Origin of the sequence: Geomicrobium sp. JCM 19039 (genome assembly GCF_000698145.1) — a bacterium.
GTDB lineage: Bacteria > Bacillota > Bacilli > Bacillales > Marinococcaceae > Geomicrobium_A.
The window spans coordinates 23,820-47,423 of the sequence record NZ_BAXB01000012.1 but is presented as its reverse complement, the minus strand read 5'-3'; the positions used below and the strand labels follow the sequence as shown (position 1 = coordinate 47,423).

Genomic DNA, 23,604 nt, shown 5'->3' with positions numbered 1-23,604 from the left:
TCCCCGTCTTTTTTCTTGCTAAATGAACGTCTCTATGGAAAAATAAAACGAAATAGGTGAGGAGGAGCGGTGATGTATAACAAAGCGTATTCAAGCCGATTGGAAGAATTCAAATCGTTAGCTCCAGAGGCCTTTGCTGCCTTCATCGCATTCGACAACGAAGCGCTCGCGCCAGGAAAGTTGCAGCCGAAGTTGAAGGAATTGATTGCTGTAGCGGTTGCTCATACAACCGGGTGCCCGTATTGCATTGAGCAACATGTTAATCAAGCGAAGAAACAAGGGGCAAAGAAAGAAGAAGTGGCAGAAGCAATCCTAGTGGCTACCGCTTTAAAAGCTGGATCAGCAATCGCGCATAGTGTAAATGCATGGAATGCTTATGATGAAAACGGCGAAGATGAATTGTACAAATCTTCTTACTTTAGACGCCTAGAGGAAATGAAAACATACACTGAAGATACTTTTCAGAAATTTCTTTCGTTTGATCAAGCGGCTCTTCAAACAGGTGCATTAACGGTGAAAGAAAAAGAACTCATCGCTATTGCCGTCGCACACACGACAGGTTGTCCATATTGCATTGAATTGCACACAGCAGCCGTAAAAGTTGCAGGAGCATGTCGCGAAGAAGTGGCCGAGTCTTTACTTGTTGCAACAGCTTTGAAAGCTGAGTCTGCCCTTGCCCACGGAGTGAACGCATTAAATGCCTACGATCAGTAAATGAGGAGGTGACAATCGAATGAGTTTAGTGTGAATCATTCAGCTTCATCTACTCTAACTTGACTTGAGTGTCGAGAATCGAATCACTTAATCTTAAGGAGGATAATGATGAAGCAGAATAAACAAATCGAGCGATTACTGAACGTTCAACGAGATGTGAATTTTTCTGGAGTGGTATTCATAAAAGAAAACGATGGTGTGTTCGAGCAAGCGTTCGGTTATGCCAATCAGGCGGAACAACTAAAAAACAGGCCAAGTACACGGTTTGGCATCGCATCCGGAGCGAAGGTGTTCACGAGCGCAGCCATTTGCAGACTCGTTGAAGAAGGGAAACTTTCATTTAATACGCGTTTACAGCAATGTGTAGACATCGCATTCCCACACTTTCATGAGGACATTACGATACATCATTTGCTTACGCATACGTCAGGCATTCCCGATTATTTTGATGAAGAAATGATGGATGATTTTTCTGCATTGTGGGATGAAAAGCCGATGTACAGCATGAGGGAAGGCAAGGATTTTTTGCCAATGTTTCAACAAGACCCGATGAAATTCCATCCTGGTGAACGGTTTCATTATAATAACGCAGGTTATATTGTGCTAGGTCAAATCGTTGAGGCGGTATCGGGACGTCCGTTTGACCGATTTGTTGAAGAAGAGATCTTTCAAAAGGTGGGCATGGACAAGTCAGGTTATTTTGAACTTGATCAGTTGCCTGAACAGACTGCGCACGGGTATATTGAAAGCAATCGAACGAATCAATATTGCATTCCGATAAAAGGTGGGGCAGATGGGGGTGTGTTTGTCACCGCAGCTGACGTGGTAACGTTTTGGCGGAGTGTCGATAAAGCTGAACTTTTCTCAGAAAAGATGACGGAACAATTTTTACGTCCGAGAGTTCACGTAGACGATACTGTCTTTTATAGTTATTCAGGTTATACAATTGAAAGAGAAGACGGTTCAAGAAAACATCTACTCGTCGGCTACGACCCGGGTGTTTGCTTTCGGGCTTCGTTTGAACCCTCGAGTAGTCGTGTTGTCGTCGTGTGCTCAAATCAAAGTGAGGGCGCAGATGAAATGATCGAAGCGATTAAATAATAAAAACCCCCTCTTTATAAAGAGGGGGTTTAGTGTATTAACGAGAGTACCACTCAACGATAAGCGCTTCGGTAATTTCTGAAGAAAGTTCAGAACGCTCTGGAAGGCGTGTGAACGTAACTTCATACTTCTCACCGTCTACACTGACATATTCAGGTGTGAAGGCAAGGGATTCGCGAGCCTCAGCGATCGAGTTCATGTTGCGTGACTTCTCACGTACACCGATTACTTGTCCTGGCTTAAGCGTGTAAGACGGGATGTCTACGCGCTGACCATCAACAGTAATGTGACCGTGGTTTACGAGTTGGCGCGCCCCACGACGTGTACGAGCAAGACCTGCACGATAAACGAGGTTATCTAGCGAGATTCAAGAAGGATCATGAATTCTTCACCGTGTACGCCTCCGCGCTTTGCTGCTTTATCGAATGTGCGCTTAAACTGACGCTCAGTCAATCCGTACATAAAACGTAGTTTTTGCTTCTCTTGAAGCTGGACACCGTACTCTGTCAATTTCTTGCGTTGAGTCGGACCGTGTTCACCCGGAACGTAAGGGCGTTTTTCTAGTTCTTTACCTGTACCGCTTAGTGAAATACCAAGACGGCGTGATTTCTTCCAAGATGGACCTGTATAGCGAGCCATAGTATAGCTCCTCCTTTTATCACGTTTATCGTGAAAAAGACGGGCAGGGGTAATCTCTTAGACGCTCATTTTGTTTTCACACATCTTCGCTCCGACAGCGGGGAGTTAGTGATGCACCTCGATTGTGATCAGCCGCAGTCGAGGAACAAAATGAAAGACGAAGTAAGTTTACCTTGGCTGTCTTTTAGCACAACTACCATTGTATAAATTCCTCATATAAAAGTCAACCTCAACGAACGAATAAAAACATGATATAGTGGGGGTGACTGAAAGAATGGAAGGTGAAGAATGATGAACAAATCAACACTCGCATCATACATTGATCATACGTTACTGAAACCTGAAGCATCAAGATCAGCCATTGTTACGCTTTGCGAGGAAGCCAAGACACATGAGTTTAAAACGGTTTGTGTTCACCCGTATTGGTAGAAACGGCTGTCGCTCTGTTAGAAGGTAGTCAAGTAGGTGTAACTACAGTCATTGGCTTTCCGCACGGCATGAATGTGCCAGAAGTGAAGGCTTATGAAACAGAAATTGCCATCAAACAAGGCGTAGCAGATGTGGATATGGTTATAAACATGGGAGCGCTCAAGTCTGGGAATGATGATCATGTGCTTCGCGATATTCAAGCCGTCGTAAACGCGGCAGCAAATAAAGCGACAGTGAAAGTAATCATTGAAACGAGTCAGCTTACCGACGCTGAAAAAGTAAAAGCTTCTGAGTTGTGTGTACAAGCCGGAGCGGACTTTGTTAAGACATCCACAGGGTTTCACACTGGCGGTGCAACGCTTAGTGACGTTCGTTTAATGAAAGAAACCGTCGGTGATCATGCAAAAATTAAAGCTTCAGGCGGTGTGAAGAATGCGGCCGTCGCTGAAGAATATATTGAAGCAGGGACAGATCGAATTGGGACAAGTTCTGGCATTGCGATTGTTTCAGGTGCCGAGTCTGGAAGCGACTACTAGTCTCAGAAAAGATTTCGGGTTTACAATCGGCGCAAAACAGGAAAATTCTCTATAACAACCTGTAAAGGAGAGAGAACCTGTGTTACTACGTGTCGAGGACTTTAGAGACTTTTCACTGTCAGCTACTGACGATGATTTCGGAGCGGTTGACGATGTGTATTTTGACAGTACGGGTCGTTGGAAAGTTCGTTATATCGTTGGGGATACGCGGCGTTGGTTTTTTGGCGGGAAGGTACTCATCAGCCCGAGTTGATTACAAGGCTTGAAATTACTGAACAGCTCGTTGATTTAGACGCAACGAAAGACCAAGTGAAGGACAGTCCGAAGCCAGAAACAGATCAGCCAATCTCAAGGCAATATGAAGCAACGTTGCTTGATCATTACGGCCTTCAGCATTACTGGACCGTTTCGCCTGCGACACCAGCAGGGGTTCCACACTTTCCATATGCAGGGCCAATTGCGCCCGTTTCGGGAACGCCAAGTCCAGACGATGTTGCCGGTTCACGTTTGGATGAAGAGAACTATCATTTGCAGAGCTCGAAAGATCTAACATCCTATTCAGTGTACGCCAACGATGAAAAGGCGGGTTCCATTTCCGATATTTTGTTCGATAGTACAACGTGGCAAGTCCGTTTTATAGAAATTGAGTCAGATGGCATTATGGAACGCGACCGTTACGTTTTGCCAGTCCAAGTGTTTAAAGACTTTGACCCGTTGGAAAGCAGCGCCCATGTGCCGGTTGCTTTGCAAGTCATTGAAGATGCTCCGAAATCGGAGACGTTAACCGATGACGACGAAAGAGAGTTAAACGCATATTACGGCATCAAATAAAAATAAAAGGCAAGCTCCTTCAACCAGGAGCTTGCCTTTCTTTATGCTAACGTTGTAAGTGAGGAACAAGGTGCTCAACAAATACAGTGAGCAGGCGACCCTCTTCTTCAGAGAAACGCGCCTTTTCTGGAGAGTCAATATCCAAAACACCGTATACTTGGTCGTTCATAATGATCGGAACGACTACCTCGGATTGTGAAGCAGCGTCACAAGCGATGTGGCCAGGGAATTGATGCACGTCCTCAACGACTTGCGTTTCTAGTGTCTTCGCTGCGGTACCACACACCCCTTTGCCGACTTGAATACGCACACAAGCGGGCAATCCTTGGAAAGGCCCGAGCACCAACTCGCCCTCTTTTAAAAGATAAAAACCGACCCAGTTCGTACGATCTAGAAATTGTTGTAACAAGGCAGTCGCATTGGCTAGGTTCGCTGTAGGATCATCCTCATCTTCAAGCAAGGCATCCAGTTGTTTATAGAGCATGTCATATTTCTTCTGCAAATTTCCGTCGTAATTGACAGGTTCAAACATTCGTGTACATCCTCCCCTATATAACACTGTCTAAACTCATACTAACATGTAGAAAGAGTAAATAAGAAGTCGTAAAGCCTTTGCAGGATCGCACGATCATAGAGCGAATGTATTCGTTAACCGAGTCATGAAAGGATGGAGCAAGTGAGAACTGAAAAACAAAACACAAAAGAAGCTGTCCAAACAGCAGCCATTGACTTGTTTATGACAAAAGGATTTACGGGGACATCCGTCCGTGCAGTTGCCGATCGAGCGAACGTAAATGTCGCTTTAATTTCATATTACTTTGGTGGAAAAAAAGGTTTGCTAGAATATATTTTGAATGACTATCTCTCTGGATATTTACAAGCAATTGAAGAAGCTATTTCATCGTCTGAATCTAGTTTTGATCAGCTATTGTCGATGGTGGAGCGGGCGATGGTGTATCAACAACGGCATGATCGTGCTGCCCGCCTCGTTCTACGTGAGTTGACGCTCGATTCAATGCTCGTTCGCGAAGTGATGTCGAGTTATTTCATGAAAGAAAAGCATCTATTTTCTCTCGTCTACGATCAAGGAAGAAAAGCGGGTGTGTTCACGCAAATGCGAAAGGAGTGGGCGATCTTACATTTGCGTGGCATGATTACGATGCCTTTTTTACATGCGCAATATATTCGTGAAGTCTTCCATCTTGAACCGAGAGACGAGACGTTTATTGGCAAGTATATGGGCCATGTTCGTCAGTTTGTGGAACGACAACTTTGTTCGACACGCATAGCAGATTCCCCGCCTTCAAGTCTTGTTTACGTCTAAAGGCGCGTACATTCGGACGCCTCTTAGCTGCTCTCGTCCTTGACTAAGGCCATGAGGATGGTGAGCATCGGAGCCGTACACGAGGTGAAGTCCTTCCGCTTCTTTTTCTTTTAGGAACGAAAGAGGCGGATACGGTTCTTGACAGCCAGGTTTATTCACACCTGCACCGTTCACATCCACTTGCATCCCTTCGTTTTTTATAAGGATGAGAGTGTCTCTAATCCATTGATCATCCGTTGGGTATGGCAGATTCTTCTGGAATTTACGAGCCAGTGTTGGATGTCCGATTCGTCTCGGTTTAAATACCCCCAAATGACAAGTGACGGATTGTTGCACAGTTTTATAGTAATGCCGCACCGCCTCGTCTATAGAGGAGAACTGGTTTGCGTACATTTGAAACACTTCAGCACTATAATCAATACAAAAGTAACCCGCACTCGTGTGGATGAAATGAACCGAGAGAATGCTATCATCTAGAAAACGTCCGTATTCATCAAGAAAAGCTTCGGTTTCTTTTTCGTAACCTTCGATATAATCAACTTCTAGACCAACGTTTATCGTCAACTTCGATTTGTATTCTTTTTTCAACTTCTGCAATTCATCCAAGTATCGTGCGAGGGACTCCAGTGTCATTGCACTGTCTGAATCGGGGGTAGGGTCAACAAACCTTTCAGGAAGTGGCGCATGCTCGCAGAACGTCACCCCTTCATACCCGTCGTGAATGAGGGTCTCAATGTATTCTGATATTGCCGCTGAACTTCCGTGGGGACAATACGGACTGTGAACGTGGCCATCGTATACGATCGATTTCATATTTCTCCCACCTTCTTTCCAATTTTCCACTACTCTATTAGGTTACATGTTAATATAGTAATACACCAGTTCAATTCTCTTCAAAAATCGTCAGCGATGTCGATATAATTTAGAGGAGTTTGGACGTATTTGTTGAATTTTGTAAGTGGGTATTATTATATACGAAACTAATTATTGATGGAATATATTGGAGTGAGAGAAATGGTTCCTGTAATCATCATTGCCGTTAGCATCCTTGTCGTTGCTGGAATTGCGTATGGTGCCTGGTCAAGGCGGCGGGTCTACCAAAGTGTAGATGAGTTAGATAAAAGAAAGAACAATGTGATTAATGAACCGATTGCGGATGAGATCAGCCGTGTAAAGGGGTTAACCATTTCTGGGGAAACAGAAGAGAACTTCGAGCGGTGGCGAAAAGCATGGGATTCCATCGTTGAAGATCGTTTTCAAGAAATAGAACTCGACTTGTTTGATATTGAAGAAGCCGCAAATAAATATCAGTTCAAGAAAGCGAAAGAAAAGATTGAAAAGGTTAGCGTAACCTTAACAAGCGTAGAAAACGAAATCGTTTCCATCCGTGAGGAAGTGGATGAACTTGTTAGTAGTGAACAACAGAATCGCGATGAAATTGAGGCTGTATCCGAAAAATTAAAAGATACACGTGCGATGTTGTCTCGCCAACAAAAATCGATGGGTGAATCGGTGGAAGCGATTCGTGAAGAAGTGGAATATTGCCGCAGTGAGCTTGATAACTATTACGAAGATACCGCTCTAGGAAACTACATGAGTGCAAGGAGTCGTTTATTAACGATCTCTGAGACGATTGAAAGACTTGACCAGTTGATGAATAAGATTCCTGGCATGCTCATGGAAGTAAGTGTCTCCTTGCCGGAAGAAATTCGCAATTTAAGAAGTGGAATTGAAGAGTTATCAGAACAAGGGTTTAACTTTGATCATTTTACGATTGAAGCGGACTTGCGTGAATTGACAACATCGCTTCCGAAGATTAAAGAAGCGGTTGATCGTTTGCAAGTAGAATATGGCGAAGAACAAATTGAACGCTCTAAAGAGCAAATCGAAGAGATGTACCAAACGCTAGAACAAGAAGTCGAAGCCAAGCAACGAGTGGAACATGGTGTGAAGCAACTTGGTGAAAAGTACGAAGCCGTTCGAACAAAACTGGAACACTTAGAAAAAGAACGTCAGAAGGTGAAAGAAAGCTATCAGCTTCCTGAAGAAGAAACGAATCTCTATGAACAGATGAAAAAGGAACTAAAAGATGCAGAGAAGGACCAGCAAGTGTTTGCTGATTTGCACGCTAATCGTAGACAGTCTTATATCGACTTAGAGCAGACGATGGTGAAACTTCAAGACAAGCTACAGACAGTTAAAGAAGATATAGATGCATCAATGGAGCGACTCGATGAGCTTAGAAGCGAGGAGCTAAGTGCGTATGAGCAATTAACGACGTTACGAAGACGGATGAAGTCGATTCAAATGAAAGTACACAAGAGTCACATCCCTGCTATGCCTGAGCATTTGCTCTCGCAGTTGGATGATGCAGAGAAAGAGTTGGAAAAGGCGAGAGCTCAACTAGACGTGGCCCCGCTGCAAATGAAAGCGGTGAAAGAAGCAATTGAGCTCGGTCAGCATCAAGTAGGAAAGGCCGCTCATACGGTTGACGATACGTTGGCTCGTTCCGCATGGGCAGAGCGGTTGATACAATTTGGTAATCGCTATCGCAACGAACACCCAAGGCTCCGACAAGTTCTCGAAGAGAGTGAATGGCAATTTAGGAATGGCTATTATGACGACGCGGTCGAGAAGTTGACAGATGCGTTAACCGAAGCTGTACCTGTAGCACTAGGGAATTTAGAATCGTCTTGGAATGAAAGTGAAGAGAATGTCTATCAGAATGCTTAAATGAAGAAGTGACAAGAAGAGCTGGGCAAACGAGCCTAACGTTGAAGCACAAGTGCAATCATAATGCACTGTGCTTCTCGTTTGTTTACTCCACTTCTCGGCACACAGGTGAATTTATGATATAATATTCCGTTGCTAGCGAACAGTTGAAAACAAGAGGTGTCAAGCTCAATGATCTATCTAGATAATAGTGCAACGACAGAACCTTATCCAGAGGTTATTCATACATTTGTAACGGCTAACGAACGTTACTTTGGGAACCCATCTTCATTACACCAAAAAGGTTCTGAAGCAGAGAATCTCCTGCGAGAAGCGAGGCGGACCATCGCTCGACTGCTGAATGCACAACCATCAGAGGTTGTGTTTACTTCAGGTGGCAGTGAAAGCAACAACTTGGCAATACAAGGAATCGCAAGGGCGAGAGAAAAGCGTGGGCGACATCTGATCACAACGGCTGTTGAACACCCGTCAGTACTTGAGACGTGCGAGTATCTAGAGACGGTTGGGTTTTCAGTGACGTATTTGCCAGTAAACGAAGAAGGCGTCGTATCTTTAACGGACTTAAAGCAGGCAATAACTGAAGAGACAATCCTCGTATCGGTCATGCATGTAAATCATGAAACAGGGGCTATTCAGCCGGTTCTAGAGTTCGGTGAATACTTGAAGAAGTTTGAGAAGATCCGTTTTCATGTTGACAACGTCCAAGGGTTCGGGAAGGTCAATCTCGACATCCAATCTGTGGGCATTGACCTTTGTTCTGTATCCGGGCATAAGTTTCATGGCTTAAAAGGGACCGGTTTTTTATACGTTAGAAGCGGAGTGAACATCCAGCCACTTGTATTTGGCGGAGGGCAAGAGTTCCAACTGCGTGCCGGTACAGAAAATGTTCCTGCTATTGCTTCACTTGCGAAAGCGGCTCGTATGGCGATGGAGAAAAAAGAAATACAAAATAGCAAGCTTGCTCGTATGAAACAGGAACTATTCGAGTGGTTTGACGCTCAAGAAGGGGTGCACGTGAATACCCCGAGAGAAACAAGTGCGCCGCACATTATGAATGTTTCCATCGAGCGGACAATGCCGGAAGTGCTTATCCAAGCCCTCAGTAATAAAGACATTCACGTATCATCAAAATCAGCGTGTGCTTCCAAACAACCGAGCAAAAGCGCAGTACTCCTAGCACAGTTTGGTGAAGAAGACGAAAGAGCAGCGACGGGGTTGCGCGTGAGCATGTCATGGCAAACTTCACAAGCAGACCTGGAAGCTTTAAAAGCCGCATTGAGTCAAATCGTTCCACAGGTGAGAGAAATGAAGGAAGTGAAATCGTGAACATTGAGCATATACTTGTAAGGTATGGAGAAATTGCCTTAAAAGGAAAAAATAGAAATGAATTTGAACGGGCATTAAAAGGGAACATCAACAGTGTTCTTAGAAAGATTGGCTCATCTCGAGCGAAACGAACGTTTGGACGACTTATTGTTGAACTGAACGGCGATGACCCGAATGTTGTGATTTCTAGACTGAAAGATATATTCGGCATTATCTCACTATCAGTGGCAGCAAAAACGAGTCATGACGTCCACGACATCCAAAAAGTTGCGCTGCAACTAATGAAAGAAGAAACCACAGCGAAGACATTTAAAGTGTCAGCAAGGCGTTCATTTAAGAAAACAGAACTTGACTCACAAGCACTTAACTACGAAGTCGGATCCTACGTGCTACGAAACACAGACGATATTACGGTTGATGTGCATAATCCCGACGTTGAGATTAGCGTTGAAGTCCGTGAGCACGGCACATATATTAGTGCAGGTAAAGTCCTAGGTAGAGGCGGTTTGCCTGTAGGTACGTCTGGAAAAGTTATGCTCATGCTTTCGGGGGGAATTGATAGCCCAGTGGCAGGATACCTCGCGATGAAGAGAGGGTCGATCGTCGAAGCGGTCCATTTTCATAGTCCTCCATTCACAAATGAACGAGCGAAACAAAAAGTTATTGATCTTGCTAAGCAGCTGTCACTCTATGGAGGCGCAGTGCGGTTGCACGTCGTCCCTTTCACTGAAGTTCAACAAGAAATTCATCGGCAAATCCCTTCATATTATGCAATGACGATTACGAGAAGAATAATGCTAAGAATTACAGAGAAGATTGCAGCAGAACAAGGTGCACTTGCGCTAGTGAATGGGGAAAGCTTAGGTCAAGTTGCTTCGCAAACGTTGGAAAGTCTTCGTACGATTGAACAGGCAGCTGAAATCCCAATATTACGTCCGTTAATTACGATGGATAAAATAGAAGTGATGGACATTGCCAAACAAATTGGGACGTATGAAACATCCATCTTGCCGTATGAAGATTGTTGTACGATCTTTTTGCCAGAGCAATCAAAAACAAAACCGAAGCTTGAAAAAGCCTTGCAATTTGAAACCTCACTCGATATTGATGCGATGGTCGACAAAGCCGTTAACAACCGAGAACCATCCCTTATTTCTAGTGATTCACCAACCGATAACAATTTCACGGAATTATTGTAAGTTCATTCATACACCGTCATCCTAAATATACTTGCCTAGTTTAGGGTGATGGTGAACGTTCTAGGAGGTTGACGATGCAAACCATTTACTATAACGGCAAAGTATATCCGATGACTTCTGAACATTCAATCGAAGAAGCCGTTTTTGTTAAGGACGGAGTTATTCAAGCGGTAGGGTCAACGAGTGAAATCATGAATAACTTTAAACAAGCAGAAGTTGAGCTCATTGATCTCGATGGGCACGTCATGTTTCCAGGATTTGTAGATAGTCATGCACATATGCTTGGTTATGGGTTTTCCTTAAAACGCTTGGACCTTAGCAATGCAAAAAGTAAAGAAGATGTGATAGAAAAACTCATTCGTAAAGCAGAAGAATTGCCTCAGCATGAGTGGCTTATTGGAGAAGGATGGAATGAGAATGAATGGGTACAGCCGCATAGTATTCACCGGAATGAACTCGATGCCCATTTCCCAAATCGTCCAGTAATGATCACGAGAATATGCCGACATGCGATGGTCGTAAACAGTCGAGCGCTTGAGCTTGCGGGTGTTCATTCAAATACACCTGATCCTTCTGGCGGTGTTATCGGTCGCGACGATACAGGATTGAATGGTTTGCTTCTCGAAAATGCACAAGATATAATACATGCTGTGACACCTAACTTTACCTCGGATAGTATGACTGACGCGTTAACGCTCGCTTATGAGCAGATGACATCTCTCGGTTTGACAGGCGTACATACGGAAGATCTCGCTTACTATGGAAATACAGAGGCGGTTTTGGATACGTACCGGGCAGTATTAACAAAACGAGAGCGTCAGTTTCGTGTGCACCATCTCGTTCATCATGAAGCCATTGACGATTGGGCGAATAGCGTCGGTGGCGTAGACCAAGATTGGTATGGGCAAACATTTAGCAGCATGAAGATCTTTGCAGATGGTTCGCTCGGGGGGCATTCTGCTTGGTTGTCAGAACCTTATCGAGGTGAAGGATGAACCGAGGGGTTCCGATTCATTCAGATCATGAATTAGAGGTGCTCGTTCAAAAAGCACGAAACTTAGGAATGACGGTCGCCGTACATGTAATTGGAGACGCTGCACTCGCACAAACATTAGACGTACTTAAGAAGCACCCACCCGTCGGTGAGAAAAAAGATCGGCTCATTCACTTGCAAATTACGAGTCAATCACTTATTGAAAAGATGCAAGGTATGCCCATTGTTCTTGATATCCAACCGCAGTTCACTGTATCAGACTTTCCTTGGATTCAAGACGCAGTACCCGGGCCATTGCTTCGAGTTTCGTATGCATGGAAAACATTATTGGATCACGAAATCATTTGTGCAGGTGGCTCAGATGCACCGATTGAACCGCCAGATCCACTTTTAGGGATTCATGCAGCAGTTGCAAGACGCAAACAAGGTGAGCGTCATTCGGGTTACATACCAAGTGAGAAACTCACTGTCTATGAAGCCATTTCTCTGTATACTTCAGGAAGCAGCCAAGCTTCTGGAGAAGCGCATATGTACGGAGTAATTCAGCCGGGGTTTGCTGCGGACTTTACGGTTCTCGATCAAGATCCTTTTCAACTCCATAACATCGACGAACTTCTTAATACGAATGTCGTGTATACCATCGTTAATGGCACGACGGTGTATGCAAACAAGCAAGAGAAATAGAGGAGGAAGAGAATTTGACTGTTAAACGTTGGATTGCCTTAGGGATTGCTGCTCTAGTACTCGTCATCTCCGGTGCGTTTCAGTTAGCAATGACTGTCGCATCCGCAAGCTTTTCAGATATGATTGATTTGGACGGCGGAGATTTCAGGCAAGAAATTATGGAAGTAGGTTCAAATGGACAAATTGCGGTCATAGACCTTAATGGCATGATTATGGATACCGGTGCAGACGATGGATTGTTCGCATCCGGAGGCTACAATCACCGCACGTTTTTACAAAAGCTAGAAACCGCGATGGAAGACACGATGGTGGACGGCATCGTTATTAATGTGGATACACCTGGTGGAGGCGTCGTTGAAAGTGCGTCGATCCATGAGCGAGTTGTAAGAGCCCAAGAGGAGTATGACACCCCGGTGTATATTTCTATGGGAGGAATGGCGGCTTCTGGCGGGTACTATATTTCTGCGCCTGCTGATTACATTGCCGCTCACCCAGCGACGATGACCGGTTCACTAGGTGTCATTATGGACTCGATTAATTTCTCTGAGTTAGCCGAAGAATGGGGGATTTCCCATGAAGTCATCAAGTCAGGTGACTATAAAGATATGGGTAGTCCAACGCGAGAGATGACTGACGATGAGGAAGCCATCTTGCAAAGTATGGTTGATGACATGTATGAGGATTTTGTCGAAGTCATTGTTGATGGCAGAGATATGCCAGAAAGCGAAGTTCTTGAACTTGCCCAAGGTCAAATTTTCACTGGAAATCAAGCGCTCGAAAATGGGCTCATTGATGGATTAGGTGATTTGGAACATACCATTGAACATATGGAAGAACAGTTGGAGCTTGATGCAACGGTTATCCACTATACAAATAGTTTTGGAACAGGTTCAATCTGGGGGTTGATGGCAGAAGCTGTATCCGGTGATAACCTTACATTAAGTCATTTAGAAGAGCTCGTCACGCATTCGAGTGCACCAAGGCTCATGTATCTCTACCAAGAATAAAGGAGGGACGGTCAAATGGAAATTCCATATGATGAAAACGACAATCGGGTATCTCGCCACCGTGAAGATGAGCAACCGATGCACACCGCACCGCCCTCAACATATCAAGTAAGTGTGTATGGTGGTTTTTGGCTTCGCTTGTGGGCGTACCTATTGGACCTCATCGTTGTAGGGTCTGTAAATGGTTTGTTGATCTCTCCAATCTTCATCCTATCAGACGCCAATCCCGAATTTTTAACGATCTTTACCGTACATGGAATACTCACGTCGATTATGGCTTACGTGTATTTCCTGTTGATGACAAAGTTTTTTGGGCAAACGCTCGGGAAGATGGCCTTTGGGTTGCGCGTCGTGTCTGTCGGTCTTACAAAGCCAACATGGGGAGAGGTATTCACACGAGAAGTACCAGGAAGAATGATTCATCGTGTGCTCGTCATCACGAACATTATGTACGTCGTTGTCGGTTTTCACCCTCAAAAAGCGGGTGTACATGACCTGTTGGCAGATACGAGAGTCGTTCGTGATGTTGAACCGATTCGTGAAGATGATCAAGAAGACGATGAAGATCGCGTTGAAGCATAATAAGAATACAAAAACCGACTTCCGAAAAGGAAGTCGTTTTGTATGATGTCAAGCGTGTAGCTAAAAGAAACGAATCTGTTAGTGAACGTGGCATAGAGGTCACCATTTATATATCCATGGCTGAAGGGTTACCACACACTCGTGTACCGTTTAAGGTTTGGATGGTTTGTCTATACTGATGACAAAGAGACGGGAAAGATGTGGTCAAACATGCTCTATCTGGTGATTGCCATCGTTTTGTTTATTATTATCGTATCAGCTCTCTGGTGTATGAAAATTTCAATTCATGTTCACTATATGCAGGCAAACTTACATGCCGAAGGCGTCATTCGCCTCTCCCTTCTGAAAGGGTGGATGAGTAAGACGTGGAGCGTCCCGAACGTAGAATGGGATGATGAGGAACTATCGGTAAAGTTTAAAAAGAACGAAGATCATTGGTTCAAACCTTCAGAACAATCGCAAATCGAAGAAGAGACGCCGAGGGATTTGTTACATCAATGGGAAGCGTCACGAGCTTTCTTACGCAAAGTCAAGGGTTTTTATGTAATTGTACAAAAGTTTATGGCGACGGTTAACGTTCATGAAATCCAATGGAAAACCCAGTTAGGTACTGGCGATGCTGCCACGACAGGAACGATGACGGGAATGATATGGACAGTAAAAACGACCGTGATTTCTTTTTTCTCAAATCGAATGAAACTAAAGCAAATGCCAAAAATGAATGTATTGCCATTTTATCAAGCGGCGGTATTTCACACCGAATTTACGTGCATACTCCGCTTTCAGGTCGGGCACGCTGTTCTTATGGTCTTACGAGTGCTAAAGCATAGGAAGAGGAGCACACACACCGTATATTCTGACGTGCAATCAATAAAGAGAGGGGCTTAACTTACAATGTCTGAACATCCAATCCAAGGCTTATGAAAACAGCCATGGAAAATATTAAAGAAATGGTCGACGTCAATACGATTATTGGAGATCCTGTAGAATCACCTGATGGAAGCGTTATTCTTCCAGTTTCAAAAGTCGGGTTCGGCTTTGCAGCAGGTGGAAGTGAAATCACGCTAAATCGTGTCGTTGATGAAGAGGAGCGCCATCCATTCGGTGGGGGGAGCGGTGGGGGTGTTTCCATTACTCCAGTTGCATTTCTTATTGTCGGTAATCACGGTGTGAAAATGATTCACCTTAATAACCAGACACACTTTTATGAGAAATTGTTGGAGTTGACTCCGCAAGTGGTTGAAAAAATTAAGGATCTACTATCGGATGATCCGAAGACGAAAAACCAGACGGAAGTTATCACACATACGCACAAGGATCAAGAACCACCCATTTAAAGTACGATTCGTTGATTGTTGCCTTCTAACCCATTACACTAATAGTAGTTAGTAGATTAAAGGAGGCAGCAATAATCATGGCAAAAGTTACCTTTAAAGGCAACCCGATGACATTAATCGGTGAAGAAGTAAGCGTTGGCGAACAAGCGCCAAACTTTACAGTCTTAAATGCAAGTCTTGAAGAGAAGTCATTAGAAGACTATCGAGGGCAAGTTGTAGCATGAGTGTGATTCCATCTATTGACACCGGTGTTTGTGAACAGCAAACGAAGCGTTTCAATGAAGAAGTTGCCCAATTACAAGGGGTGCACGTACTTACGATTAGCGCCGATCTGCCATTTGCACAAAAGCGTTGGTGTGCAGCAGCGGGTGTAGAGAATCTAACGATGCTGTCAGACCACCGAGACTTTTCGTTTGCAGAAAGCTTCGGTGTTGGCATGAAGGAATTACGATTATTAGCTCGCTCTGTATTCGTCCTTGATTGTAACGGTGTTATTACGTACAAGGAATATGTAAAAGAAGGCACTGAACATCCTGATTATGAAAAGGCGTTACATGCGGTGAAGCAAACGGTCGATGCCTAAATAGAAAATCCGAGCAGGAAGTTTTGACTTCTTGCTCGGATTTTTATTGTGAAGTCATAAAGTTTTTGGTTGTGGGGCTAAACAGAAATGTTAACATCATCGGCGTAGCAGGAAAGACGATAATTTTATGAGAATTTTATACAAGTTGAACTTCAGAATTTCAATGATAGGATCGACATCGCTCTTTGCCGAAGGGTAAAAAGACGTGATTGATGTTTACCACCTGGCACTTATGTGACAATTCAGCCCTCAAACCGGGCACTTTCGGCCCTCAACGGTCACATATATCGCGCTTTGTGACCGTTGACTCCGTTTATGTGCGGATTCACGCTTAAAATCAGGATTTTTCTTTCTCAAGTGTCACAGTAATGAATATATGGGGCATTTGGACTTCTTTTCGCACACCTTAGCCAGTAGGTAAAAACGTAAATCGTGTCGCCCTTATGCTCTAAAGAAAAAGCTTCTGCTTGTAAAGGAAAGCAACAACCAACAGCGCAAATGAGAAAAAATTTACGTTCATTCTATATCGATCGTCCACAAATAAAATCCCCACCCAATTTCGGGGGTGGGGATTTTATTTGGAATGTTGAACGCGTTCGTGGGCAGGGTTCGTCGTAAGGGAGTAACACTCGTAGCAAACAGATTCGTATACTTGGGAAGCATTGCCAAAGTCTTCAACATTTATTGGAGAGCCGCTCGTTTGAAGCTGCCCATCTAAATAGAGCAAATGATGCGTCGCGTCTTGTGAGCAATGCACACAAGGCATCGACAGATGGTGAATGGTAAATCCGCATTCCATTGCTCGTTTGACAGGTTCAAACATCATTCCTGTGTATGATATCATCAGTCCGTATGCTTGAATTGTTGAATCATACGCAATGGAGGCAGCAGATAACGCTTCTACTTGTTCATCTGTAAAAAACTGAAGTTCGTCAACAAGAACAACATCGGGTTGAAACGACTCAATTGTGGATAAAAGAAGTGTTCCGTCGTCATATTTTGGAATGACGGTAGCAGGTCGTTTTGTATGTAGCGCGCGGGAAGACACAAAGGCTCCGTCCCGTAAGTCTGTTTCAGGCTTTAGAGTCAGGACGCGTTTGCCTTGTTCGTCTAGTTGGTGACCATTCATAATGAGATGTGCAGATTTTGAAGATTTCATAGTACCTAAAATTAGATGACGAACTTTATTCGACCTAAGCATTGTGAACACCTCTTACGTGAGTATATTTCATGAGTAAACGACGTTCGAGTCAAAGCGACATCGAGTGTTGTACAAGATATTATCTTGTCACAGTTTCCACCGAGTTGCAAGATGAGATATCGTATGAATGGTTTCGGAAAAATGTTCGGTTTGTGGAACTGAACTGGAGAAAGAGTGCCGGGTCATGCTAGAATCGAGTGAGACAGATTTGAGGTGGCGTAATGAAACGACAATTAGATGTAGATCAATTATTTCATACACTAGATACAATGACAGAAATCTTAACCGAAGAAGGCCACGGTCAGTACCTTGAAGCGTTGGCCCAAACAGGAGAGAATTTGTTTCGAGGAGAAATTCTCCAAGAACCGCTTTCTGATGGGGCGATGGATAATATGGATGCCTTATTCAAGCAAGTACATGATACGAGCATAGAGAAAGAAACGGTGAGAAAAGCGTTTCAACTAGCGATTATTAAAGGCATGAAACAGTCGGTGCAACCACACCATGCAATGACTCCTGATGGGATCGCAGTGTTTTCATCATACCTTATTCAGCGCCTCATAGGAGCTGATCAAAAAGTGACGGTTTATGATCCTGCAGTCGGTACAGGGAACTTGCTAACTGCGGTTATGAACCATACGGACAATATTGAAAAAGGCATTGGGCTGAAGTCGATGAGTCGCTCATCAACCTTGCGTATGTGATGTCGAATCTTCAACAATATGACTTAGAACTGTTACAGATGGACAGTGTACGTGAACAAGGCATCCCAGACGTAGATCTGATCCTTTCTGACTTGCCTATCGGCATTTATACAAACGACGATGTCGTCGAATCATTTGAATCGAAACCTGACGATGCACGGATGCCCGCAGAGTATGCGCTTATAGAGAACAGTTTGAAGTCTCTAAAGCTTGGTGGTATTGGGCTGTATCTCATTCCGAATGACATGTTTTCGAGAGACCACTCTGAGAATTTTCGCGCCTTCATGAAACGAGAAGCGATTACGCTTGGCATGTTGCAGTTACCGGTTTCGATGTTTAAAGCAGAAAAGCACCAAAAGAGTATATGGATGATTCAAAAGAAGGGACCGGGAGTAACGGCGCCGTCCCAAGCACTACTTGCTGAGCTCCCTTCATTTCAACGTGCTGATGCACTTTCTGACATGATGACGCGTATTAATGATTGGTTTTTGAAGCATTTCAGCCGCTAATATCCGGGAGGACAAATGATATGGATCAAGATCAACGATCAGAAAGACTGCTCGCTATATCAGATTGGGAACGTTTATATTTTCAACAATCATCGAGTGCCGCTACCACTTCAGAGCCATGGGTGCTAGATACAAAAAAAAGATTACCAGAGCGGTATGAAAAGCGGCTTATTGATTTATTAGATCGGTTTGTTTTTTATACACAGACACTCATTCTTAATTCCAACACGCAGCATGACACGGAACAGCGTATGCTCACAACGGCACGTGTGTTTGACGACCGTGTTCAAGAAATCGCTGACTTAAAACATTTGCGCTATGAACAAAATCGCTTTTTACTCGAACAAAGTACAGCGAAGCAACGACTTATCTCTTTTGGTCAAGGTGGACTCACGGGCTTAGGAGGGCCGATGCTACTAGCGGCAGATCTTCCATTAATGTTGGCGATTAATTTGCGAACTGTGCAATTGTCTGCGATGTCATTTGGTTATGATTTGCGGCATCCTGCGGAAATGATGATTGCGCTGAAAGCATTCCATACCGCAACATTGCCCCGGAAGTTACAACGCGCAGCCTGGATCGAGCTTCAACATGAGAAAGAACGACTCGCCACCAGTTTCCCTGTGTTTTATGACGGTAAAGAAGAAGTCATTACGGCCGAATGGTTACAACAGCCTCTCCGGCAAATTGGAAAGTTGGCACTCATTACGATGCTACGTAAGAAAATGGTGCAAGGAATACCGGTTGCGGGCATTTTCTTAGGAGCGATGAGTAATTATCAGTTCAGTCGGCAAGTGTCGGATATCAGTGCCCATTATTATGAAAAACGGTATTTAGAAGACATGGTTGATTGATTTGATTATGCAAATTAATATGTAATTACAAAAAGCGAAACCTTAATTAATTAGGGTTTCGCTTTTTGTTTTGTACATTTTTATAAAAATGTATGTATAAGTATTGAGTTATTTCGCACGTGATGATACAGTATGAGTAGAATAAAAAACAAACAGTTTTGCATGTTTACTAACCCGATATGAATAAAAATAAAAGCGAATTCTCGTATAAGGAGGTGAACAAGAGAAGTGATACGCTTACTTCTCTTGTAAACAATGAATAAACAAAAAGTTGTATTAGCATACTCAGGTGGTTTGGATACATCCGTTGCCGTTCGTTGGTTGATGGATCAAGGATATGAAGTTATTGCTGTTGGTCTAGATGTTGGGGAAGGCAAAGACCTAGAGACGGTTAAACAAAAAGCGATTGATGTTGGGGCAACCCAGTCATATACGATTGATGCAAAGAAAGAATTCGCAGAAGAGTTTGTACTTCCTGCTTTACAGGCGCGCGCAATGTACGAAGATAAATATCCGCTCGTTTCTGCATTATCAAGACCATTAATTGCTAAGAAACTTGTGGAAATTGCTGAGCAGACAGGCGCTGGAACGATTGCGCACGGGTGTACTGGGAAAGGAAATGACCAAGTCCGCTTTGAAGTTTCCATTCAAGCGCTTAATCCTGACTTTGATGTCATTGCCCCAGTGCGTGAATGGGGTTGGTCACGTGACGAAGAGATTGAATATGCAAAACAGCATAACATTCCCGTTCCTGTTGACCTTGAAAATCCATATTCTATTGACCAGAACCTTTGGGGAAGAAGCAATGAATGTGGCATTCTTGAAGACCCTTGGGCGACACCGCCTGAAGGGGCTTATGACTTAACGAAGCCATTAGAAGATACACCCGATCAACCAGATATTATTGAAATAGAATTCCAAGCTGGAAAACCTGTAGCGATTGACAATCAAGCGTATGAGCTAGATGAATTAATTATGCAGTTGAATAAAATAGCGGGAAAACATGGTGTCGGTCGGATTGACCACGTGGAAAACCGCCTCGTTGGCATTAAATCAAGAGAAGTCTATGAAACACCGGGAGCGACAACGTTGCTAACGGCTCATAAAGAGCTAGAAGATCTCACATTGCCACGTGAAGTCGCTCACTTCAAACCGGTCGTGTCTAAGCAATTGACAGAGCTTATCTATCAAGGTCTTTGGTTTTCATCATTGCGTCCGGCATTGCTTGCGTTTTTAGACGAAACGCAAAAGAATGTTACTGGGAAAGTACGCGTGAAACTATTTAAAGGCCATGCAATCGTTGAAGGACGCCAATCTCCGTTCTCACTTTACGATGAGAAATTGGCAACGTATACGTCCGAAGATGAGTTTGATCATAACGCAGCCGTTGGTTTCACAAAGCTTTGGGGCTTACCGACGAAAGTTCACAGTCAAGTGGTAAAGAACGGTGTGAACGTATGACGAAGCTTTGGGGTGGACGATTTACAAAAGAAGCAGAAGCTGGGTAGATGAATTTGGAGCTTCCATCGGCTTTGATCAACAGTTGGTTTTTCAAGATTTGGAAGGGAGCATGGCACATGCGGCCATGCTTTCCTCTTGCCAAATCATTTCTAAAGAAGACGAAGAGCAGATACAAAAAGGGCTCACAGTTTTAAAAGAGAAAGCGGAAAAAGGCGAGCTTGTCTTTGATGTGAAATATGAAGACATTCACATGAATATCGAGAAATTATTAAGAGACGAGATCGGAGACGTTGCCGGTAAGCTACATACCGCAAGAAGTCGAAACGACCAAGTGGCGACAGACATGCATTTGTATGTTAGAAATGAAACGCATGAATTGATCGAAATGGTTCAGGAGTTGCAACAAGTGTTGGTCGCGCAAGCGGAGAAACACGTTGAGACTTTAATCCCAGGTTACACGCATCTGCAACGTGCCCAACCCGTCTCATTTGCGCATCATTTATTAGCGTATGTATCGATGTTTAGTCGGGATGAAGGGAAGTTGGTCGACAGTTTAAAGCGTGTAAACATTTCGCCACTTGGCGCCGGCGCCCTTGCAGGAACAACATTTCATATTAATCGTCAACAAACGGCAAAAGCATTAGGTTTTGACGACGTGTATACGAATAGTATGGATGCGGTGAGTGATCGGGACTATTTAATCGAGTTTCTTAGCATTGCTTCAACGATTATGATGCACTTATCAAGATTTTCAGAAGAGATTATTCTTTGGTCGAGCCAAGAGTTCAATTTTGTTGAATTGGACGATACGTTTGCGACGGGAAGTAGCATTATGCCACAGAAGAAAAACCCAGATATGGCAGAACTCGTTCGTGGGAAAACAGGACGAGTGTACGGAAGCTTACTGTCTATGCTTACAACGTTAAAAGGTCTGCCACTCGCATATAACAAAGATATGCAAGAAGATAAAGAGGGGATCTTTGACACTGTGAAGACGGTGAAAGGGTCGTTAAAGATTTTTACAGGCATGATTGACTCAATGATTGTAAACACAGACGAAACAGAACGAGCGACCAATTCAGATTTCTCGAATGCAACCGAGCTTGCAGATTATCTTGCAAACAAAGGCATGCCGTTTCGAGAAGCTCATGAAATTGTTGGCAAACTCGTATTGCAATGCATTCAGCAAGGAATTGTTCTCAATCAGTTGCCATTAGAGACGTTCCAAAGCATGAGTGAGTTGTTTGAGCAAGGTATTTATACGGCTCTTGATCCTTACGAGGCGGTTGCAAGAAGAACGAGTGAGGGCGGAACAGGATTTACTGTTGTACGCGAGGCGATTGCCGCTCATAAAAAAGAGTTAGGCTTAAAATAAAACGAGTGTGGGTCATATGCCCACACTCGTTTTATTTACGGCGTACAATCAACACATCGCACGTTGCTTGTCGAACGATGGCTTCTGACACACTACCGATTACAATCCGTTCAACTTTGTTGGCACCTGTAGCTCCTGCCATGATTAAATCAATGTCATACTTTGGCGCGATATAGCGTGTAATTCTGACTTTTGGAGACCCGAAGTCGAGAACCGTTTCAATTTCTTCGACACCATTTTCTTTTGCTTGCTTTTTGTAATTCTCTAACGTTTCTTTCGCTTGTTCTTCTGCACGTTTCACAATTTGACGATCAAACCGTTCGATGGTAGCAAAGGATTTTGTATCAATGACGGTAACGATGAACAGCTTTGCTCCTTGGTCTGCAGCAAATTCGCATGCTTGGTCAAACGTATAGTTCGACTCCGTAGAACCGTCCACCCCTACAAGTATTCTGTTATAGCGACGCACAATGACTCCTCCTCACATAACTTAAGTAAACGTAAAATCAATGCAAGATAATAATAACAGTTCTTCTATGTTAGGTGTTACCTTTATGCACCAATTTTAAACCTATTCAATAGGGTTTTTAAGTAGATCGAGAAAAAATTGACGAAAATGAATGAAAGAAGGCATTTAAAGGTCTCATGCTTTTTATCTACTACGAAACATAGTAAGATCGTGAGTAACGATGTGTAGTTTGGAGGAAGACGGCATGAAGCATGCACTTGTAACCGCAGGTTCAAAGGGATTGGGACGTAAAGTGACAGAAATGCTCATTAAAAACGGATACGTTGTCACAATCAGTTACCGGAGTGACTGGGCATCCGTAGACGCTCTAAAAACAGATCTCGATGTGGATAGCGCCAAGCTGTTAGCTGTACAGGCAGACGTGACAAAGAGCGATGACATTGAGCATTTGTTCAGAACAGCAATCGATCATTTTGGCCGTTTAGATGTGCTCGTAAACAATGCAGGACCGTATATATTTGAGAGAAAGAAGATCTTTGACTATACAAACGCTGAATGGGATGAAATGATAACGGGAAACTTGACAAGCATGTTTCAAATGGTGAAGTATGCACTGCCCGTAATGCGCAAACAAAAGTACGGAAGAATTATTGCATACGGCTTTCAAGATGTTGGACATGCCCCTGGATGGCTGTATCGTGGACCCTACGGGGCAGCAAAAGCAGGACTCGCTTCATTCATCAAAACGCTCGCCCTCGAAGAAGCACCGCACGGGATTACAGCAAACATGGTTGTGCCAGGCAAAATTGTTGGTGAGATGAAAGAAGCCTCGATTGAAACGAGCCGTCAAATTCCTGATGAAGAAACGCCAGTAGGTCGCTCAGGGACAGGAGAAGATATTGCGAGAACGATTGCTTTTTTGATTCATGAGGATGCGGACATGGTAACTGGAAGCATCGTTGAAGTGACTGGTGGAGTGGATGTTCTTCATCAACGAAGGCACGAATAAAAC

Annotated in this window: 22 protein-coding genes and 5 pseudogenes; 22 read left to right on the top strand and 5 right to left on the bottom strand. The window is 43.8% G+C overall.

Annotation, left to right across the window (positions count from 1 at the left end):
* Positions 1-72 precede the first annotated feature (72 nt).
* On the top strand, positions 73-714 hold the full coding sequence (locus JCM19039_RS12525; protein ID WP_042427661.1) for a carboxymuconolactone decarboxylase family protein: 642 nt from the start codon (positions 73-75) through the stop codon (positions 712-714).
* A gap of 108 nt (positions 715-822) precedes the next feature.
* Positions 823-1,815 carry a serine hydrolase gene (locus tag JCM19039_RS12520; protein WP_042427658.1) on the top strand — a complete coding sequence of 331 codons (993 nt, stop codon included), beginning with the start codon at positions 823-825 and terminating at the stop codon, positions 1,813-1,815.
* Between the two features lie 37 nt (positions 1,816-1,852).
* On the opposite strand, the pseudogene rpsD reads toward JCM19039_RS12520, so the two are convergent.
* Positions 1,853-2,454: pseudogene (gene rpsD, locus JCM19039_RS12515) on the bottom strand (30S ribosomal protein S4).
* A gap of 291 nt (positions 2,455-2,745) precedes the next feature.
* On the opposite strand from rpsD, the pseudogene deoC reads away from it, so the two are divergent.
* The 3 genes and pseudogenes from deoC (at position 2,746) to JCM19039_RS22155 (ending at position 4,250) form a co-directional block, all read left to right on the top strand.
* Positions 2,746-3,419: pseudogene (gene deoC, locus JCM19039_RS12510) on the top strand (deoxyribose-phosphate aldolase).
* 79 nt (positions 3,420-3,498) lie between these two features.
* On the top strand, positions 3,499-3,672 hold the full coding sequence (locus JCM19039_RS24450) for a hypothetical protein (RefSeq protein WP_193744233.1): 174 nt from the start codon (positions 3,499-3,501) through the stop codon (positions 3,670-3,672).
* Positions 3,633-4,250 carry a PRC-barrel domain-containing protein gene (locus JCM19039_RS22155; protein WP_193744232.1) on the top strand — a complete coding sequence of 206 codons (618 nt, stop codon included), beginning with the start codon at positions 3,633-3,635 and terminating at the stop codon, positions 4,248-4,250. The genes JCM19039_RS24450 and JCM19039_RS22155 overlap by 40 nt, the downstream gene beginning before the upstream one ends.
* A 46-nt stretch (positions 4,251-4,296) precedes the next feature.
* Here JCM19039_RS22155 and JCM19039_RS12500 read toward each other — a convergent pair whose 3' ends face one another.
* Positions 4,297-4,782, bottom strand: a complete 486-nt coding sequence (locus JCM19039_RS12500) for a GAF domain-containing protein (RefSeq protein ID WP_042427652.1) — start codon at positions 4,780-4,782, stop codon at positions 4,297-4,299.
* Between the two features lie 144 nt (positions 4,783-4,926).
* Between JCM19039_RS12500 and refZ the strand changes: the two genes are divergently transcribed.
* A complete protein-coding gene (gene refZ, locus JCM19039_RS12495) occupies positions 4,927-5,574 on the top strand; it encodes a forespore capture DNA-binding protein RefZ (protein ID WP_193744231.1) in 648 nt (215 codons plus the stop codon).
* Here the strand turns inward: refZ and hisJ are convergent.
* Positions 5,554-6,387, bottom strand: coding sequence for a histidinol-phosphatase HisJ (gene hisJ, locus JCM19039_RS12490; protein ID WP_042427645.1), 834 nt, complete (start codon positions 6,385-6,387; stop codon positions 5,554-5,556). The genes refZ and hisJ overlap by 21 nt on opposite strands.
* Positions 6,388-6,588: 201 nt before the next feature.
* Here hisJ and JCM19039_RS12485 point away from each other — a divergent pair, with 201 nt between their 5' ends.
* The 10 genes and pseudogenes from JCM19039_RS12485 (at position 6,589) to tpx (ending at position 16,019) form a co-directional block, all read left to right on the top strand.
* Positions 6,589-8,307, top strand: a complete 1,719-nt coding sequence (locus JCM19039_RS12485; protein WP_042427644.1) for a septation ring formation regulator EzrA — start codon at positions 6,589-6,591, stop codon at positions 8,305-8,307.
* 171 nt (positions 8,308-8,478) lie between these two features.
* The gene (locus tag JCM19039_RS12480; protein WP_042427641.1) at positions 8,479-9,633 is read left to right on the top strand and encodes a cysteine desulfurase family protein; all 1,155 of its coding nucleotides are present in this window, start codon (positions 8,479-8,481) and stop codon (positions 9,631-9,633) included.
* Positions 9,630-10,832: a tRNA uracil 4-sulfurtransferase ThiI gene (gene thiI / locus JCM19039_RS12475; protein WP_042427639.1), complete on the top strand. Its 1,203-nt coding sequence runs from the start codon at positions 9,630-9,632 to the stop codon at positions 10,830-10,832. Before JCM19039_RS12480 ends, thiI begins: the two co-directional genes overlap by 4 nt.
* Positions 10,833-10,906: 74 nt before the next feature.
* Complete coding sequence (locus JCM19039_RS26565; RefSeq protein WP_052398766.1) at positions 10,907-11,827, top strand: amidohydrolase; 921 nt, start codon at positions 10,907-10,909, stop codon at positions 11,825-11,827.
* Positions 11,824-12,510 carry an amidohydrolase family protein gene (locus tag JCM19039_RS26560; protein ID WP_052398765.1) on the top strand — a complete coding sequence of 229 codons (687 nt, stop codon included), beginning with the start codon at positions 11,824-11,826 and terminating at the stop codon, positions 12,508-12,510. The genes JCM19039_RS26565 and JCM19039_RS26560 overlap by 4 nt, the downstream gene beginning before the upstream one ends.
* A 14-nt stretch (positions 12,511-12,524) precedes the next feature.
* Positions 12,525-13,517 (top strand): signal peptide peptidase SppA, encoded by a 993-nt coding sequence (gene sppA, locus JCM19039_RS12465; RefSeq protein WP_042427635.1) that lies wholly within the window; start codon positions 12,525-12,527, stop codon positions 13,515-13,517.
* A gap of 15 nt (positions 13,518-13,532) precedes the next feature.
* Entirely contained in the window at positions 13,533-14,099 is a 567-nt protein-coding gene (locus tag JCM19039_RS12460; RefSeq protein WP_081834496.1) for an RDD family protein, read from the top strand.
* 210 nt (positions 14,100-14,309) lie between these two features.
* On the top strand, positions 14,310-14,987 hold the full coding sequence (locus JCM19039_RS12455; RefSeq protein ID WP_193744230.1) for a DUF2953 domain-containing protein: 678 nt from the start codon (positions 14,310-14,312) through the stop codon (positions 14,985-14,987).
* A gap of 6 nt (positions 14,988-14,993) precedes the next feature.
* Positions 14,994-15,436 (top strand): annotated as a pseudogene (ytfJ, locus tag JCM19039_RS12450) (GerW family sporulation protein).
* A gap of 77 nt (positions 15,437-15,513) precedes the next feature.
* Positions 15,514-16,019: pseudogene (tpx, locus tag JCM19039_RS12445) on the top strand (thiol peroxidase).
* A 574-nt stretch (positions 16,020-16,593) separates the two neighbouring features.
* Here the strand turns inward: tpx and JCM19039_RS22140 are convergent.
* Complete coding sequence (locus JCM19039_RS22140) at positions 16,594-17,220, bottom strand: hypothetical protein (protein WP_052363566.1); 627 nt, start codon at positions 17,218-17,220, stop codon at positions 16,594-16,596.
* A gap of 221 nt (positions 17,221-17,441) precedes the next feature.
* Between JCM19039_RS22140 and JCM19039_RS22135 the strand changes: the two genes are divergently transcribed.
* The 5 genes and pseudogenes from JCM19039_RS22135 (at position 17,442) to argH (ending at position 22,123) form a co-directional block, all read left to right on the top strand.
* Positions 17,442-17,924, top strand: a complete 483-nt coding sequence (locus JCM19039_RS22135; protein WP_052398764.1) for a hypothetical protein — start codon at positions 17,442-17,444, stop codon at positions 17,922-17,924.
* Complete coding sequence (locus JCM19039_RS22130; protein ID WP_052398763.1) at positions 17,924-18,433, top strand: class I SAM-dependent methyltransferase; 510 nt, start codon at positions 17,924-17,926, stop codon at positions 18,431-18,433. The genes JCM19039_RS22135 and JCM19039_RS22130 overlap by 1 nt, the downstream gene beginning before the upstream one ends.
* 20 nt (positions 18,434-18,453) lie before the next feature.
* The gene (locus JCM19039_RS12430) at positions 18,454-19,287 is read left to right on the top strand and encodes an EcsC family protein (RefSeq protein WP_042427629.1); all 834 of its coding nucleotides are present in this window, start codon (positions 18,454-18,456) and stop codon (positions 19,285-19,287) included.
* A 255-nt stretch (positions 19,288-19,542) separates the two neighbouring features.
* Positions 19,543-20,748, top strand: coding sequence for an argininosuccinate synthase (locus JCM19039_RS12425; RefSeq protein ID WP_042427626.1), 1,206 nt, complete (start codon positions 19,543-19,545; stop codon positions 20,746-20,748).
* Positions 20,745-22,123, top strand: a pseudogene (gene argH / locus JCM19039_RS12420) (argininosuccinate lyase). Before JCM19039_RS12425 ends, argH begins: the two are co-directional and overlap by 4 nt.
* Positions 22,124-22,154: 31 nt before the next feature.
* On the opposite strand, the gene JCM19039_RS12415 reads toward argH, so the two are convergent.
* Entirely contained in the window at positions 22,155-22,592 is a 438-nt protein-coding gene (locus tag JCM19039_RS12415; protein WP_042398556.1) for a universal stress protein, read from the bottom strand.
* A 244-nt stretch (positions 22,593-22,836) separates the two neighbouring features.
* Here JCM19039_RS12415 and JCM19039_RS12410 point away from each other — a divergent pair, with 244 nt between their 5' ends.
* Entirely contained in the window at positions 22,837-23,601 is a 765-nt protein-coding gene (locus JCM19039_RS12410) for an SDR family oxidoreductase (RefSeq protein ID WP_042427623.1), read from the top strand.
* Positions 23,602-23,604 lie beyond the last annotated feature (3 nt).